The organism is Streptomyces sp. 6N223, from assembly GCF_052246635.1.
GTDB lineage: Bacteria > Actinomycetota > Actinomycetes > Streptomycetales > Streptomycetaceae > Streptomyces.
Window position 1 is genome coordinate 1 of the sequence record NZ_JBQQCA010000023.1, and the last position, 13,453, is coordinate 13,453.

Genomic DNA, 13,453 nt, shown 5'->3' on the forward strand with positions numbered 1-13,453 from the left:
GACCTCCTCAAATATTCGCTGATCGTCATCGCGAGCGTGCCCGTCCTGCTCATCTATCCCTTCGTCGCGCGCTACTTCACCAAGGGAATCATGATCGGCGCGATCAAGGGCTGAACCCCTCCCTCCCCGTCTCCCTCCCTCTTTCACAGCCCTGTTACAGAAAGGACTGCACCGTGCGTCGTTCACGCCTGCTCGCAAGATTCTCGGCCGCCGGGGCGCTTCTGGCGACCCTGGCGGCCTGCTCCGGCGGCACTGGCGGCACCAGCACCTCGGAGCCGCTGCCCACGATCAAGGGAAATCCGCCGGTGACCCTCACCGTGTTCGCCCCACAGCAAGACTGGGTCGATGATATGGACAAAAACGCCTTCACCGACCTGATCAAGGACGAATTCAACATCACCATCAAGTGGCAGACGACCACCCTCGACGCCACCGCCGCAAAGGAGAAGCGCCAGATATCGCTGGCCAGCGGTGACCTCCCCGACGTCTATCTGCTCATTCCATGGCTCGATCAGTTCAGCCAGGCAGAACTTCTGAGGTACGGCGGGCAAGGTATCATTCAGCCGCTCAATCAGCTGATCGACCAGTACGCCCCCAATATCCAGGACGCGTTCACGGAAACGCCGGAATTCGAGCGGATGGCCACCGCGCCGGACGACAACATCTACGGGATGCCCCAGTGGAACGACTGCTACCACTGCTCGCACGGATTCAAGACGTGGATCAACCAGGAGTGGCTGGACAACCTGGGCCTGGAGATGCCCACGACCACGGACGAGTTCCGCGAGGTGCTGCGCGCCTTCAAGAACGACGACCCCAACGGCAACGGCAAGTCCGACGAGATCCCGCTGAGCGGCAGCGCCGAGAACTCGCTCATCCCGTTCCTGATGAACGCGTTCGCCTACTACCCGGCACCCCTGACCACCATTGATGTGAACCCCACCCTCTTCATGAACGACGGCCAGGCCGACATCCAGGCCAACAAGGAAGGCTGGCGCGAGGGCCTGAGGTACATCCAGTCCCTCTACGACGAGGGCCTGATCGACAGCAGCGCCTTCACCCAGAACGGTGACGCGTACATTCAGCAGGGCGACCACGCGAACGACGTCATCCTGGGCGCCGCCGCGGCAATGCACCCCGGCCTCTTCGTGACAACCGGCCAGGAGAACGGCCGCGACTTCGACTACGCCGCCATGGAGCCGCTGAGCGGTCCGGACGGCACCAGCTACGCCACCTACCAGCCCTCGTCGTTCGCCGGAGCGACCTTCGTCCTCACCACCCAGGCCACGCAGACCGAGCAGATCCAGGCCATCAAGATGCTCGACTACCTCTTCACCGACGAAGGCCGGGCCAACGGCCACTTCGGCCTCAAGGGCACGGGCTGGGAGGAGCCCGAAGAGGGCGAAATCGCGCTCGACGAGACCATGGAGCCGGCGCTCAGGGCCATTCCCGAGCAAAACACTGGTGCATGGAGCGCAATGTCGCAGTACTACCACACCGAGGAGTTCCGCAACTCGCAGGTCACGGCCGCCGACCCGATGACGCCAGAGGGATACGAACGCCGGCTGTTCGAAGCCACCCAGCTCTACGAGCCGCACGCGGACCAGGATCTGGTGTTCCCCATCGCAGAGACATGGATCGACAACACCGTGGCCAGTGAACTCGCCACACTCCAGACAAACCTCGGCACCTACATCCAGCAGAGCGCGGTGCAGTTCATCACCGGACAGAAGTCCCTCGACTCCGACTGGGACTCCTACCTCGGCGAACTCGACGGCCTGGGACTCGATCGCTTCCTGGAGATCTACCAGCAGTCCTACGACGCGTCACACTGACCGGCGGTGGCCGGGCCGCACATCCCAGCATGCGGACCCGGCCACCACGGCCACCACCCCGGCCACCTCGTCCGCACACGTGCGCCAGTCCCTGAGAGGAAGAAGAACCCTTGCCCTACAGCATCCGCGCGGCAGGTCCGGAGGCGCACACGGCCGCGTGGAACGGGGCGCCGACACGACCCGGTGGGTAGCCGAAACGCGGGCGGCACCCCCGGCCGTGATCACCGCGTCGTACACCCTGGCCACCGGACGCCCCTCGCGCCTCCCCGAGTGGGCGTCCGGTCTATGGCACTCGAAGCTGCGCTACCGGGATCGGAACAGAGGAAGAAACGCCCGTGAGGATAGACGACCTGGCCATCACCCCTATCGCCTTCGCCGATCCGCCCCTCCTCAACGCCGACGGCGTGCACGAGCCGCTGGTGCTGCGCTGCGTGCTGCGGCTGCGTGCCGGCGATGGCGAGGTCGTCGGCCTCGGCGAGTGCGCCGGCGACCGCGACCAGCTGGAACGACTGCGCGTGGCCCGGCGCGTCATCACCGGCATGAGCGTGTTCGCCACCACCGCCATCGCCCGGGCCGTCGACGAGGCTCTCGGCGGGCCGGACGGGCCGCTGACGGCGTTCGAGCGGGCACGCGTCACCTCCGCGATCGAGGTCGCCTGCATGGACGCCCAGGGCAAGATCACCGGCCGGCCGGTCAGCGAGCTCCTCGGCGGCGCCGTGCGCGATGCCGTCCCGTACAGCGCCTACCTGTTCTACAAGTGGGCCGAACACCCCGCGCTGGATGGCCGCCCCGCCATCGCCGACTCCTGGGGCCCGGCGCTGGACCCCGAGGGCATCGTCCGCCAGGCCGCCCGCATGATCGACCGCTACGGCTTCCGTTCCCTGAAGCTCAAGGGCGGCGTCTTCCCGCCCGAGGAGGAGATCGCCGCCATCCGCGCCCTGGCCGAGGCCTTCCCCGGCCGTCCACTGCGGCTGGACCCCAACTGCGCGTGGACGGTGGAGACCTCGCGCCGTGTGGCGCGGGAGCTCGACGGCGTACTGGAGTACCTGGAGGACCCCACTCCGGGCTTCGACGGCATGGCCGCGGTCGCGGAGACCTCCCCGATGCCGCTGGCCACGAACATGTGCGTCATCTCCTTCGACACCATCCGCCCGGCGGTGGAGCGCGGCTCGGTGCAGGTCATCCTCGCCGACCACCACTACTGGGGCGGGCTGCGCCGCATCCGCGACCTGGCGGCGGTGAGCGAGGCGTTCGGCATCGGGCTGTCCATGCACTCCAACTCCCACCTCGGCATCAGCCTCGCGGCCATGACCCACGCCGCCGCCGCCACGCCCCACCTCACCTACGCCTGTGACACCCACTATCCGTGGAACGCCGGGGAGCCCGACGCCACCGACGTGGTCCGCCCCGGCGTGCTGCGCTTCGTCGACGGCGCGGTGCCGGTCCCCACCGGCCCAGGCCTGGGCGTCGAGCTGGACCCGGAGGCTCTGGCTCGCCTCCATGACGCCTACCTGGCCGCCGGCCGGGACCGGCGGGACGACACTGGCTACATGCGGCGGATCCAGCCGGCGTACGACGCGGCGCTGCCGCGCTGGTGAGCGGGGTGGCGCCGAGCGGCTCTGCCTCCTACGCGGCCTCCTACGCGCGCCGCTACACGTTGAGCGGAAATGCCTGCCCGCCTCGCCGAGGTGCTCACGCGCTTCCTCACCGCGCAGCGGCAGGCGTACGACGGCTGGGCCCTGCTCTGCGCCCGCACTGCGCGGGGTCAGGAGTCGTCAGCGCCGTCGGCGCCGTCGGCGGTCTTCGCGAGCACCAGCATGACGTGCTCGTTCTCGCCGTGCCGGACCGTCTCGGCGCGCCGGAAGCCGTGCTTCTCCAGCAGCCGCACCGAGCCGGTGTTCCCCACGAAGGGATCGGCGTACAGCGGGCGGGTCCTCTCCCGCTCCAGGAAGAGCGCCAGCGCCCGCGTGCCCACGCCCCCGCCCCAGAACTGCCGGCCGAACCAGTACCCGATGAAACGCCGGTCCTCGTCCCACCACGCCACCACGTTGCCCGCCGGCTCCCCTTCGACGGTGACGGCCTGCACGAAGACAGCTGGATCGCCGAGGATCCTCGTTTCCCAGTGGGTCATGAACGCCTCCCGCTCCCGGGGCGGGACCTTCGACCGCCGCACGGCCTCCGGGTCGTGCGCCTGAGCGAAGAACACCTCCAGATCGGCCGGCCCGACGTCTCTCAAACACACCTGCACACCCATGCCGACGAGTCTGCCACCGGCCACTGACAATCCCGGCGGGCCGACGGCTCCGGGCCTCGTGGGTTCCCAGTGATCACACGGTGCCGGGCACGCCGCCGTCGTCGTCGTCCGCCTCGAACGCGCTGAGGGTCGGGTCGTGGTCGGCGGCGCCGATGTCGTACATGGGGGTCATCCAGTGGTAGAAGTTGTCGCCGCGCTCCCGCAGCAGGTCGTACAGCCGGCGCGTCAGGCGCAGCCGCACCGGTCCCAGCTCCGGGTGCTCGTGGCGGTTGCGCAGCTCGTGCGGGTCGGTGGCCAGGTCGTACAGCTCGTTCACCGACTCGGGGTTGACGACGAGCTTGTAGCGCTCGTCGCGGATCATGCGCTGCGGGTACGGGAAGTGGTGGCCGTGGAACTCGGCGGTCATCTCGGGTGCCCACGGCGGACGTTCGCCGCGCAGCAGGGGCACGAGGCTGCGGCTGTCCACCGCCGGGGAGGGATCGCAGCCGGCGAGGTCCAGGAGGGTGGCGGTGCAGTCCGTCAGGCTGACGAACTCGCGCCTGACCTGCGGCGGGCCGCCCGGCAGGCGCACGATGCCGGGGATGCGGTAGATGTCCTCGTACATCGCCGGTCCCTTGTCGTGCAGGCGGTGCGCGCCGGTGAACTCGCCGTGGTCGGCGGTGAAGAACACCGCGGTCTCCTCGGCCAGGCCGAGCTCGTCGAGCCGGTCGAGGATGCGGCCGATCTGCTCGTCGATGAGGGAGACGTACCCCCAGTAGACGGCGATGAGCTTGCGGGTGACCTCGATCGGCATGGTGTCGAACGTCCAGTGCGCGCTGTAGTTGCGCTGCACGGGCGGCTTGCCCTCGAAGGTCTCGGCGATCGACTCCGGCAGCTCGACGAGTCCCGGGTCGTAGCGGTCGAAGTACGCGTCCGGCAGCAGGTAGGGCAGGTGCGGTCCGAAGAAGTGGGTGGCCAGGAAGAAGGGGCGCCCCGCACCGCCGGTGCCGCCGCCGGCGGCGTAGCGCTCCAGGTGCTCGATGGCCCGGGTCGCCAGGTAGTGCTCGAACGTGGCCTCGACCGGCTGGTGGAGCCGGGCGGCCAGCAGGTTGCCGGGGTTGCCGTTGGGGGTGGTGCCGCGGATCCGGTCGGAGATGCGGTACGGCGGCAGGCCGCGCTCAGCCAGGTACGCCAGATAGTCGGGGTGGTCCACGGGATTGTGCCAGCCGGGCAGCTCCGGGCCGTCGAAGCCGAACGAGGCCGCGGTGCGGTGGGTGCCGACGTGCCACTTCCCGATCAGGCCAAGCCGGTAGCCGCGCTCCCGCAGGGCGTCGGGGAAGGTGAAGGCGTCGTCGGCGAGATCCTCCAGGTAGCCCACGTTCCGCTCGTAGTTGGCCAGCAGGCGGTGCCGGAACGGCGCCTGGCCGGTGAGGAGGCTGGCCCGCGCGGGGGTGCAGATGGCGGTGGGCGTGTAGCAGCGGTCGAAGCGGGTGCCGGCGGCCGCGAGCCGGTCCAGGTTGGGCGTGTCCACGTGGGGGTTGCCGTAGCAGCCCAGGGTGTCCACCCGGTGCTGGTCCGTCATCAGGAAGAGAAGGTTCAAAGGACTGTTCACGGGACGGTTCTCCTGCGGGAGGCCCTCGCGTAGAGATCCCCGGCGTAGTAGGAGGTGGGGTCGCTGGCCGGGCTGTCGGGGTCGTGCGGGGCGGGTGAGGGCGGGTAGCGGGCCAGCAGCGGCGACTCGTGCAGCACGAGGGCGATGCCGCCCAGAGCGCCGCCCGTCTCGCCGAGCCGGGCGGCGCGGACCTTCAGGCGGCGTCGCAGCATGGGCATGACGTGGGCACGCAGCTCCCGCTCGACCGGATCGGTCAGCGCCGCGCCGACCTCGGCCACCTCCCCGCCGAGCACGACCAGGTCCGGGCCCACCGTGTTGCACACCGAGGCGAGCACGAGCCCGACCTGGCCGCCGACGCGCGCGAGCAGGTCCCCTACGCCGGGGTCGCCCGCCCCGGCCGCCGACGCCAGGGCGCGGAGGGTCCGCGCCCGGCCGCCCGCCTCGCGGTGAGCGTCCAGCACCGCCTTGACCGAGGCGATGGTCTCCAGGCAGCCCCGGCCCCCGCACCGGCACGCCCTGCCGTCCGGATCGACGGTGATGTGGCCGAACTCCCCGGAGACGCCGTGGGCGCCGCGGTGCAGCGAGCCGCCGAGGACGAGGCCGCCGCCCACGCCGTGGGACAGGCGCAGGTACAGCACGTCCTGGCAGCCCGCCGCCGCCCCCCAGATGGACTCGGCGAGGGCGGCGAGGCGGGTGTTGTTGTCCATCAGCACCGGAACGCCGAAGCGCTTGCGCAGCAGCGTGGGCACCGCGTCCAGCCGCCGGGCGGCGGCGTTCTCCTCACCCGGGCTGCCCACGGGGCCGACGACGCCGACGCCGATCGCCCGCAGCGCGCCGAGCCGCACCCTGCCACCCGCCGCGCCGTCCCCCGCTCCATCCGCTCCATCCGCTCCATCCGCCGAGCGGCCCTCCGACAGCTCGCCGATCAGGCGCTCGGCGATCTCGACGCGGCGCTGCCAGGGCGGATTCGCGGCGTGGCCCTCGCTGGCCGAGCCGATGATCTCGTGCGCGACGTTGACGATCGCGACGTGCAGCCGACGGTGGGCGAAGTCGATGCCGATGGCCTGCCCGGCGGCGGGGTTGAGGCTGAGGGACTCGGCGGGCCGGCCACGCCCCCGCACCGCCTGGTCGGGCACGGTCGCGACCACGGTGCCGTTGGCCATCAGGCCGGAGACGATGTCGTGGAGCGTGGTGCGGGACAGGCCCGAGCGGTGTCCCAACTCGCCGCGACTGAGCGCGCCGTGTCGGCGCAGCAGGTCGAGCACGCGCTCCTGGTGGCCGCGTCGTAGCTGCGCCAGCGCCCCCTGAGGCTGCTGTGCCATGGGGACGAGTGTGTGAGTCGGCGCTATTTACGTCAACAGAGCGGAGAAATTAGATTGGCGGCGGGCGCACACTCCACACCCCACAAGCCTCCTCGGAGTAGCAACGATGACGATGCGAAAGCCCTGGAAAGCCCTGCCCGCCCTGTCCGCCCTGTCCGCCCTCTCCCTCGCGGGCGCCGGCGCCGGCATGGCGCCGGCGGCGTCCGCCTCGGCCGCCGCCCAGAACGCGGCGTACGCCGACACGACGTACTCGGCGGAGCGCGAGCAGGCGATCAACTACTACGCGGGCGACCGCCAGGTGAACGTGGTGACCGTCACCCACAGCCCGGACGAGCTCGCGGTGTTGTTCGACGACGAGGTGCCGATCGAGGTGGGCGAGGGGTGCACGCATCCCGACGAGGCCGACCTCACCCTCGTCTCGTGCGTCTACCCGGACTGGGCCGAGCCCGTCCTGGAGATCTCGCTCGGCGACGAGGACGACTACATCGACGCGACGCGATCGCAGGGGTACAACAACATCTCGGCCTACGAGGGCGACGACGTGGTGCTCGCGGGCGACGGTGGGGGCGTCCTGTGGGGCGGCCCCGGAGACGACGACCTCAGCGGCGGCGACTACCAGTGGGGCGAGCAGGGGAACGACACCCTCGACGGCGGCGTCGGCCGGGACTACATCGAGGGCGACGAGGGCAACGACCTGCTGCTCGGCCAGGACGGGAGCGACGAACTGGAGGGCGACGAGGGCGACGACGAGATACGCGGCGGACGCGGGCACGACGAGCTGCTCGGCGGCCCCGGCCGGGACACCATCTACGGCAACAGCGGCGATGACGTCCTCCACGGCGGCGCGGAGCAGGACGACCTCCACCCCGGCCCCGGGAACGACGAGGTCCACGAGGACTAGCGGGACCGGCAGGACCGGCAGGACCAGTACGCCAGCGGCGTTTCGCTATCGCCGCTGGTCAGGGCGGGGGCGTTCCGGGCGTTCCGCAGCGCTCCCGCAGCTTCGCCAGGACGGCCTGGCTGATCTCGTGCAGGGAGTCGAGCTGCTCGGGCGTGAGCGCGTCGAACAGCACCTCGCGGACCTCGGTGACGTGGCCGGGAGCGGCCCGGACCAGAGCCTCGTAGCCGGTGTCGGTGAGCCGGGCCACGGAGCCGCGCCGGTCGTGGGCGTGGGCGCAGCGGCTGATCCAGCCGTACTTCTCCAGGGCGCTGACGGCGTGGGAGAGACGGCTGCGCGAGGAGTGCAGGAGCTCGGCGAGGCAGCTCATGCGCATCGCGCGATCGGGGCTCTCGGAGAGCATCACCAGGATCTGGTAGTACGCAACGGGCATCCCGGCATCGGCCCGCAGCTGCCGGTCGAGGCGGGCCTGGAGCTCGCTGTTGGCCATCAAATACGAACGCCACACGCGCTGTTCATGGTCGCTCAGCCAGCGGATCTCCGAGTGGTCGGACATGGTCTTCCCAGCAGGCGGGGGAATGGTTGAGGCTTCAATTATTGCATGCTACTTTGTCACCGTCTCACCGACTGAGCGTTTAACTACATCAACTACCTCTAGCCACACATCCATCTCACTCTGTCACTGGGGGCTTCCGTGTCTACTCCTCTCACCGACGCTCTGCCCGGCTACACCGCCGGCACCTGGATCATCGACCCGGTCCACTCCGAGATCTCCTTCAGCGTCAGGCATCTGGGCATCGCCAAGACGCGCGGCCGCTTCGACTCCTTCGAGGGCGAGATAGTCACCGCCGAGGACCCGCTGAAGTCCTCGGTCACGGCGACCATCCAGACCGCCTCCATCAACACGGGCAACGACATGCGTGACGACCACGTCCGGAGCGAGGACTTCCTGCACGTCGAGGAGTTCCCCACGATGACCTTCACCTCCACCGGGGTGCGGTCCGAGGGCGAGGGCCTCCTGGTCGACGGCGAGCTCACCCTGCGCGGCGTGACCAAGCCCGTCACCCTTGAGCTGGAGCTGAACGGCTTCGGGACGGGCATGGAGGGCAAGCCCGCCGCCGGCTTCACCGCCACCACCGAGATCAGCCGCAAGGACTTCGGCGTCACGGGCGGCGCGGCGGGCGCCGCCGTGAGCGAAGCCGTCAAGATCACCATCGAGGTCGAGGCCCACCAGCAGTGAGCAGTGAGCCTCCGGCGGTAACCCGGGCGTGAGCGCGGCCACCCGGCGGACACCCGCCGGGTGGCCGCGTTCGGTCAACGCCCTCCGCCCCGCATCAACGCCAGGTCCTCGCCCCAGGCGTCCAGCGTGGCGCCGTGGCCGGCCTCCCGCGCCACGGCCTCGACCCGGGCGAAGAGCCGCCGCTGCGCGGCCACGTCACCGGTCCCCGCGATCCGGCCGAGCGCGTCCAGCAGTTCCCTCGTGTCCCACCCCGGCAGCGGAAAGCGCTCCAGCTCCCACTCCAGGTACTTGTTGAACGGGCGCGGGCGCCGGTCCAGGACGAACAGCAGCCCCAGCAGAAATCCGACGCTGTCGCCCGCGTCGAGGCGGGCGGCGAGCAGGTGGCCGTCCCGGGCGTTCTTGAGCGAGCGATAGAGCGAGTTGGCGTAGGCGTCCAGCCAGCCGGCGCCCTCGCGGAACGCCTCGTCCTCGCCGAGCCGCCCCTTGGCGGCGACGATCTCCGCGATCTCGCCGTCGAGCCGGTCGAGCACGACCCGGGCGCGGGAGAGGGCGTAACGCTCCTGTCCGCCGATCGCGCGGAAGGCGCCGAGCGTGGTGACGAGGAGATCGAGCTCCGCGGAGCGGTAGCCGTCGAGCGCCGCGAGGTCGGTCTCGGTGTCGGTCTCGGCGTCGTCGGCGAGGAGGACGTACAGGTCGCGGTCGGAGTGGGGGGTGACCATGCCCTCGTGGGCGTGGGAGCCCTTGAGGACGAGCCCTACGACGGCCGGGTCGGCGGCGGCGCGGGCGATGAACGCCTCGTAGGTCAGGTGATGCACGTGATGATCTCCAGTCGGTGCGACGGGGGTGAGGGGTGAAGACGCCAAGCCGCCCCCGCGTCCGCCGTTACGCCAACGAGAGGGTGGTCACTCCGTCCGCGGCAGCCGCGACGCCGCCGCACTGAAGATCAACGCACGGCCGCCACGCTACGCCGCCCGAGCCGCCGCCGTCCAGAGCGGTGGGTGCGGGCCTGGCGAGGGACGGCGAGAGGGACCAGCAGTGTCAGTGACTGACAGCGTCAGGACCCGCACCGCGACGGCGCGAGCCAGAACGGTCATGTCGCGCCCGCCCCTTGCCGTTCGCCGGACGCTCGCACGCATACCGCCGCACCGCCGTCGGCTCCCGCGCAGGTCCCGGGTCCCGGCTCATCGAGCCGTCCCCTGCGGCAGCCGCAGCTCGAACCACACGACCTTCGCCTGCGCCACGGGCCTGACCCCCCACGCCTCCGCCAGCGCGTCCAGCAACGCCAGCCCCCGCCCGGACTCGGCGTCCCACTCCCCCGCCACGCGCCGCTCGGGCTGTTCCCGCGCCGACTCGTCCTCGACCTCGATCAGCACCCGCTCGGGCCCGATCGTGGTCGCGACGGTGAGCCGCGCAACGGCCGCGTGCAGGAAGACGTTCGTCGCCGTCTCACTGACCAGCAGCCGCGCCGTCTCGGCGATGTCCTCGCACCCGCTGTGCCGCAGCACGGTGGCCACGTGGTCCCGCACCAGCTTCGGCGTTCCCACCAGGTTCGGCGCCACCAGCCGGTAGCAGAGCCCTGGCGGCTCTACCACCGGCACCGTCGTCATCATCCGCTCGCCCCTTTCAGGTTCGCTGCGCCCACCGTTCACACACGGGTTCCACCACCCTGGCCCGGCCAACCCGGTACCCCTGCCGGGGCCTGGCTGCCTCACGGCGGATTCGCCGGCGCACCCGCCGTGAGGCGGTGGCGCCGCCGCCGAACTGGAGCGCCGCGCATGCGGTTCGGCGGCTCGGAAGGTGGCTCGCTCCCAGCTCACCTACCGCGCCGAGGCATCCGAACGCGACGACATCACGATGCGAGCGATCACCTTCGCGGCGGGCGGCATGGCTACGAGGGCCGGTGCGTTCAGCCACCTCGGCTGACAGCGGCCAGACCCCGCACATACCGATCGAACCGCGTACCGTCCTCTGCCTGGATCCGGGCGCGGTAGGTGAACCCCGCCCGCAGCGCGACCGCGGCCGATGCGGCGTTCCGCGGCTCCACCTGGATCACCGCCTCGGCCGCACCCTCGCTCGCCGCGTACCCGCAGACCAGGTGGACCGCGCGGGTCGCCAGACCCTGACCCCGCCAGGACGGGTACAGCCCGTACGCGACGTTCACCTGGCCGCGTCCCAACCCCTCCTGCGCGAACCGCACGTCGATCGTCCCGGCGAGCACCTCCTCGGCACCCGCCCGGACGCCGAAGGCGCGCAGCGGTCCTGCGGTGTCCCACTGATCCAGGCAGTGCCGGATGTACGCCTCGGTTCCCTCGCGGGTCCCGGGCCCTCCGTTGAGCCAGCGCACCAGCAGCTCGTCCTCCCCCGCGAGGTGCGCCTCCACGTCCTCCAAACGCAGCGGTGACAGGGTGACGATTCCATCGGACAGCTTCACGCCGGGCATCGGCCGATTGTTGACCGCGCGGCCGCACAGCGCCATCGGATTCTCCTCCCCGGCTCCTACGGGCCCACCGCGCCCTGCACGAATCGCCGAAGGTGCGCACGCACGGCGTCGGGCTGCTCCAGCCAGGGTTCGTGTCCCGCGCCCTCGATCCGCGTCAGCGGAAGAGCGAGCCGGCGCGCGAGTGATTCAAGTGCCGACACCGGGCGGGGGTCGTCGCACCCACCGAGGAGCTCCGCTCGCGCGGGCAGGCACGCGCGCAGCTCGGCAAGGTGCTCATCGAGCGGGTCCGCGCGTCCCTCCCTGCCAAGCTCGCCGTTCATCGCCCAATTGACCGGGCGACGCTGCCGGGCCTCCCGCGCTGCCCAGCGCCACCCGCGTTCGGGATCGGCGTGGTCGGTGAACCAGGCCAGCGTGAGCAGCTCGGCTTCCTGCTCCTCCGTGCGGTGCGGCAACTCCTCCAACGCGCGGAGCCGCTCCTGCTGCGCGACGGACATGCGGCGGACTCGCTCCGCTCGGTCCCCAGCGCGCCAATCGCCAACGAAGGGCCCGCACATCAACAACGCTGCCGCAACCCGGTCAGAGTGCGCCAGGCAGAACCGGCTCGCCAGGTCGGTGCCGTAGGAGTGCCCGATCAACACGGCCCTGGGCACGCCCCATGCGTCGAGCAACTCGGCGAGATCCTCGACGTGCCGGGCCAGGGAATGGGCGCCCCGCCACGGGGATCGGCCAGTGCCACGCTGGTCATACCGGTACACGGGCGCGAGGTCCCCGACCATAGGAGCGACATCGCCCAGATAGTCCGGCAGACCCGGACCGCCATGGAGCATGACCACGGGCGGCTGCCGAGTCGTGTCCCCCAGCGCCATCCAGCGCAACCGCGCCCCGTCGGTCATCGACGCGAGGCCCTGCACCTCCATCAAGGTCACCGCGGAGAATCTACCGATCTCGCTGAGGCTCGGCCAAAGGTTAAGGACGAATTCGTCATGCGAAGGGCTGGGGAAGGGCGTCGTGCGCCATCGGCGAGGTGTTTTCGCCCGGAGCGCCTCGCAGCGCCTCGCAGTGCCTCGCACTGCCTGTCCGGGGCCGAGGAGAAAAAGGGAACGCGGTGCGGAGGCGGCAGTGACAGGCTGACCGGTCAACAACCCCTGAGAGGAGCCTGCCGTGACCCCACCTCCCCGCCTCCTTCCGCTGCTGGAGCAGTTCGACTTCGCCCGCGAGCGCCTCGCCAACCGCTTGGTGGGACCCGTCATGGACAGCGGTGACGGGACGGACACCGAGGTCGTGCCCATGACCGACGAGGAGTTGTTCTGGGAGCCGGTGCCGGGCTGCTGGTCGGTGAGGCGGCGCGTGGACGGGCCCGGGCCGCGTGCGACGATGCTGGCCGGTGCCGGGGACTGGGGGCGCGACGCCGCGCCCTATCCGCATCCGTGGCCGCCGCCCTTCACCACCATCGCGTGGCGCCTGAGCCACGTCAGCGAGGGGCTGGCCCTGCGCGCCGACCACGCGGCGGGCAGCCGCGCGCTGACCCGGGACGACTACCGCATCAGCGGGAACGCCGCGGAGGCGGTCGCGGCCTTCGACGCGGGCGCCTCCGCCTGGCGGGAGGCTCTGCTGAGCGTCGACGACGCCGCGCTGGACACGGTCGGGTACTCCACCTACCCCCACGGCAGCGACGCCGAGGAGCCGTTCATCGACATCGTGTGGTGGGTCAACCAGGAACTGCTGCACCACGGAGCCGAGATCGCCCTGCTGCGCGACCTGTACCGCGAGCGGTGACAGCGGCGGCCCGCAGGCCGACGCTTTCCCGTCCGCCGCGCCGCGTGTGAGAATCGGGCCGGTGCGATTCCAGGTGCGGCGGTGACAGCCCGCCGGT

14 protein-coding genes are annotated in these 13,453 nt (G+C 70.9%); 6 read left to right on the top strand and 8 right to left on the bottom strand.

Going from position 1 to position 13,453, the window contains the following annotated elements:
• Nucleotides 1-173 precede the first annotated feature (173 nt).
• Nucleotides 174-1,835 carry an ABC transporter substrate-binding protein gene (locus ACTWQH_RS16160; protein WP_443287244.1) on the top strand — a complete coding sequence of 554 codons (1,662 nt, stop codon included), beginning with the start codon at nucleotides 174-176 and terminating at the stop codon, nucleotides 1,833-1,835.
• Between the two features lie 335 nt (nucleotides 1,836-2,170).
• Complete coding sequence (locus tag ACTWQH_RS16165) at nucleotides 2,171-3,433, top strand: enolase C-terminal domain-like protein (RefSeq protein ID WP_443287245.1); 1,263 nt, start codon at nucleotides 2,171-2,173, stop codon at nucleotides 3,431-3,433.
• 167 nt (nucleotides 3,434-3,600) lie between these two features.
• Here the strand turns inward: ACTWQH_RS16165 and ACTWQH_RS16170 are convergent, their stop codons facing one another.
• From ACTWQH_RS16170 to ACTWQH_RS16180, 3 genes are all read right to left on the bottom strand, one after another.
• The gene (locus tag ACTWQH_RS16170) at nucleotides 3,601-4,089 is read right to left on the bottom strand and encodes a GNAT family N-acetyltransferase (RefSeq protein ID WP_443287246.1); all 489 of its coding nucleotides are present in this window, start codon (nucleotides 4,087-4,089) and stop codon (nucleotides 3,601-3,603) included.
• A 73-nt stretch (nucleotides 4,090-4,162) separates the two neighbouring features.
• Entirely contained in the window at nucleotides 4,163-5,668 is a 1,506-nt protein-coding gene (locus ACTWQH_RS16175) for a sulfatase-like hydrolase/transferase (RefSeq protein WP_443287332.1), read from the bottom strand.
• Nucleotides 5,669-5,676: 8 nt separating this feature from the next.
• On the bottom strand, nucleotides 5,677-7,002 hold the full coding sequence (locus ACTWQH_RS16180; protein ID WP_443287248.1) for an ROK family protein: 1,326 nt from the start codon (nucleotides 7,000-7,002) through the stop codon (nucleotides 5,677-5,679).
• Nucleotides 7,003-7,108: 106 nt separating this feature from the next.
• On the opposite strand from ACTWQH_RS16180, the gene ACTWQH_RS16185 reads away from it, so the two are divergent.
• Nucleotides 7,109-7,903, top strand: a complete 795-nt coding sequence (locus ACTWQH_RS16185) for a calcium-binding protein (RefSeq protein ID WP_443287249.1) — start codon at nucleotides 7,109-7,111, stop codon at nucleotides 7,901-7,903.
• A gap of 58 nt (nucleotides 7,904-7,961) precedes the next feature.
• Here the strand turns inward: ACTWQH_RS16185 and ACTWQH_RS16190 are convergent, their stop codons facing one another.
• The gene (locus tag ACTWQH_RS16190; RefSeq protein ID WP_443287250.1) at nucleotides 7,962-8,456 is read right to left on the bottom strand and encodes a MarR family winged helix-turn-helix transcriptional regulator; all 495 of its coding nucleotides are present in this window, start codon (nucleotides 8,454-8,456) and stop codon (nucleotides 7,962-7,964) included.
• Nucleotides 8,457-8,594: 138 nt separating this feature from the next.
• Here ACTWQH_RS16190 and ACTWQH_RS16195 point away from each other — a divergent pair, with 138 nt between their 5' ends.
• A complete protein-coding gene (locus ACTWQH_RS16195; protein WP_443287251.1) occupies nucleotides 8,595-9,140 on the top strand; it encodes a YceI family protein in 546 nt (181 codons plus the stop codon).
• Between the two features lie 74 nt (nucleotides 9,141-9,214).
• On the opposite strand, the gene ACTWQH_RS16200 is transcribed toward ACTWQH_RS16195, so the two are convergent.
• Both ACTWQH_RS16200 and ACTWQH_RS16205 read right to left on the bottom strand, forming a co-directional pair.
• Nucleotides 9,215-9,955, bottom strand: coding sequence for a hypothetical protein (locus tag ACTWQH_RS16200; protein ID WP_443287252.1), 741 nt, complete (start codon nucleotides 9,953-9,955; stop codon nucleotides 9,215-9,217).
• A gap of 366 nt (nucleotides 9,956-10,321) precedes the next feature.
• Nucleotides 10,322-10,750 (bottom strand): ATP-binding protein, encoded by a 429-nt coding sequence (locus tag ACTWQH_RS16205; RefSeq protein ID WP_443287254.1) that lies wholly within the window; start codon nucleotides 10,748-10,750, stop codon nucleotides 10,322-10,324.
• A gap of 187 nt (nucleotides 10,751-10,937) precedes the next feature.
• On the opposite strand from ACTWQH_RS16205, the gene ACTWQH_RS16210 reads away from it, so the two are divergent.
• On the top strand, nucleotides 10,938-11,063 hold the full coding sequence (locus ACTWQH_RS16210) for a hypothetical protein (protein ID WP_443287255.1): 126 nt from the start codon (nucleotides 10,938-10,940) through the stop codon (nucleotides 11,061-11,063).
• On the opposite strand, the gene ACTWQH_RS16215 is transcribed toward ACTWQH_RS16210, so the two are convergent.
• Entirely contained in the window at nucleotides 11,047-11,616 is a 570-nt protein-coding gene (locus ACTWQH_RS16215) for a GNAT family N-acetyltransferase (protein ID WP_443287256.1), read from the bottom strand. The genes ACTWQH_RS16210 and ACTWQH_RS16215 overlap by 17 nt on opposite strands.
• Nucleotides 11,617-11,636: 20 nt before the next feature.
• The gene (locus ACTWQH_RS16220) at nucleotides 11,637-12,497 is read right to left on the bottom strand and encodes an alpha/beta fold hydrolase (protein WP_443287333.1); all 861 of its coding nucleotides are present in this window, start codon (nucleotides 12,495-12,497) and stop codon (nucleotides 11,637-11,639) included.
• A 244-nt stretch (nucleotides 12,498-12,741) separates the two neighbouring features.
• On the opposite strand from ACTWQH_RS16220, the gene ACTWQH_RS16225 reads away from it, so the two are divergent.
• Nucleotides 12,742-13,356 carry a DinB family protein gene (locus ACTWQH_RS16225; protein WP_443287257.1) on the top strand — a complete coding sequence of 205 codons (615 nt, stop codon included), beginning with the start codon at nucleotides 12,742-12,744 and terminating at the stop codon, nucleotides 13,354-13,356.
• Nucleotides 13,357-13,453: the final 97 nt, after the last annotated feature.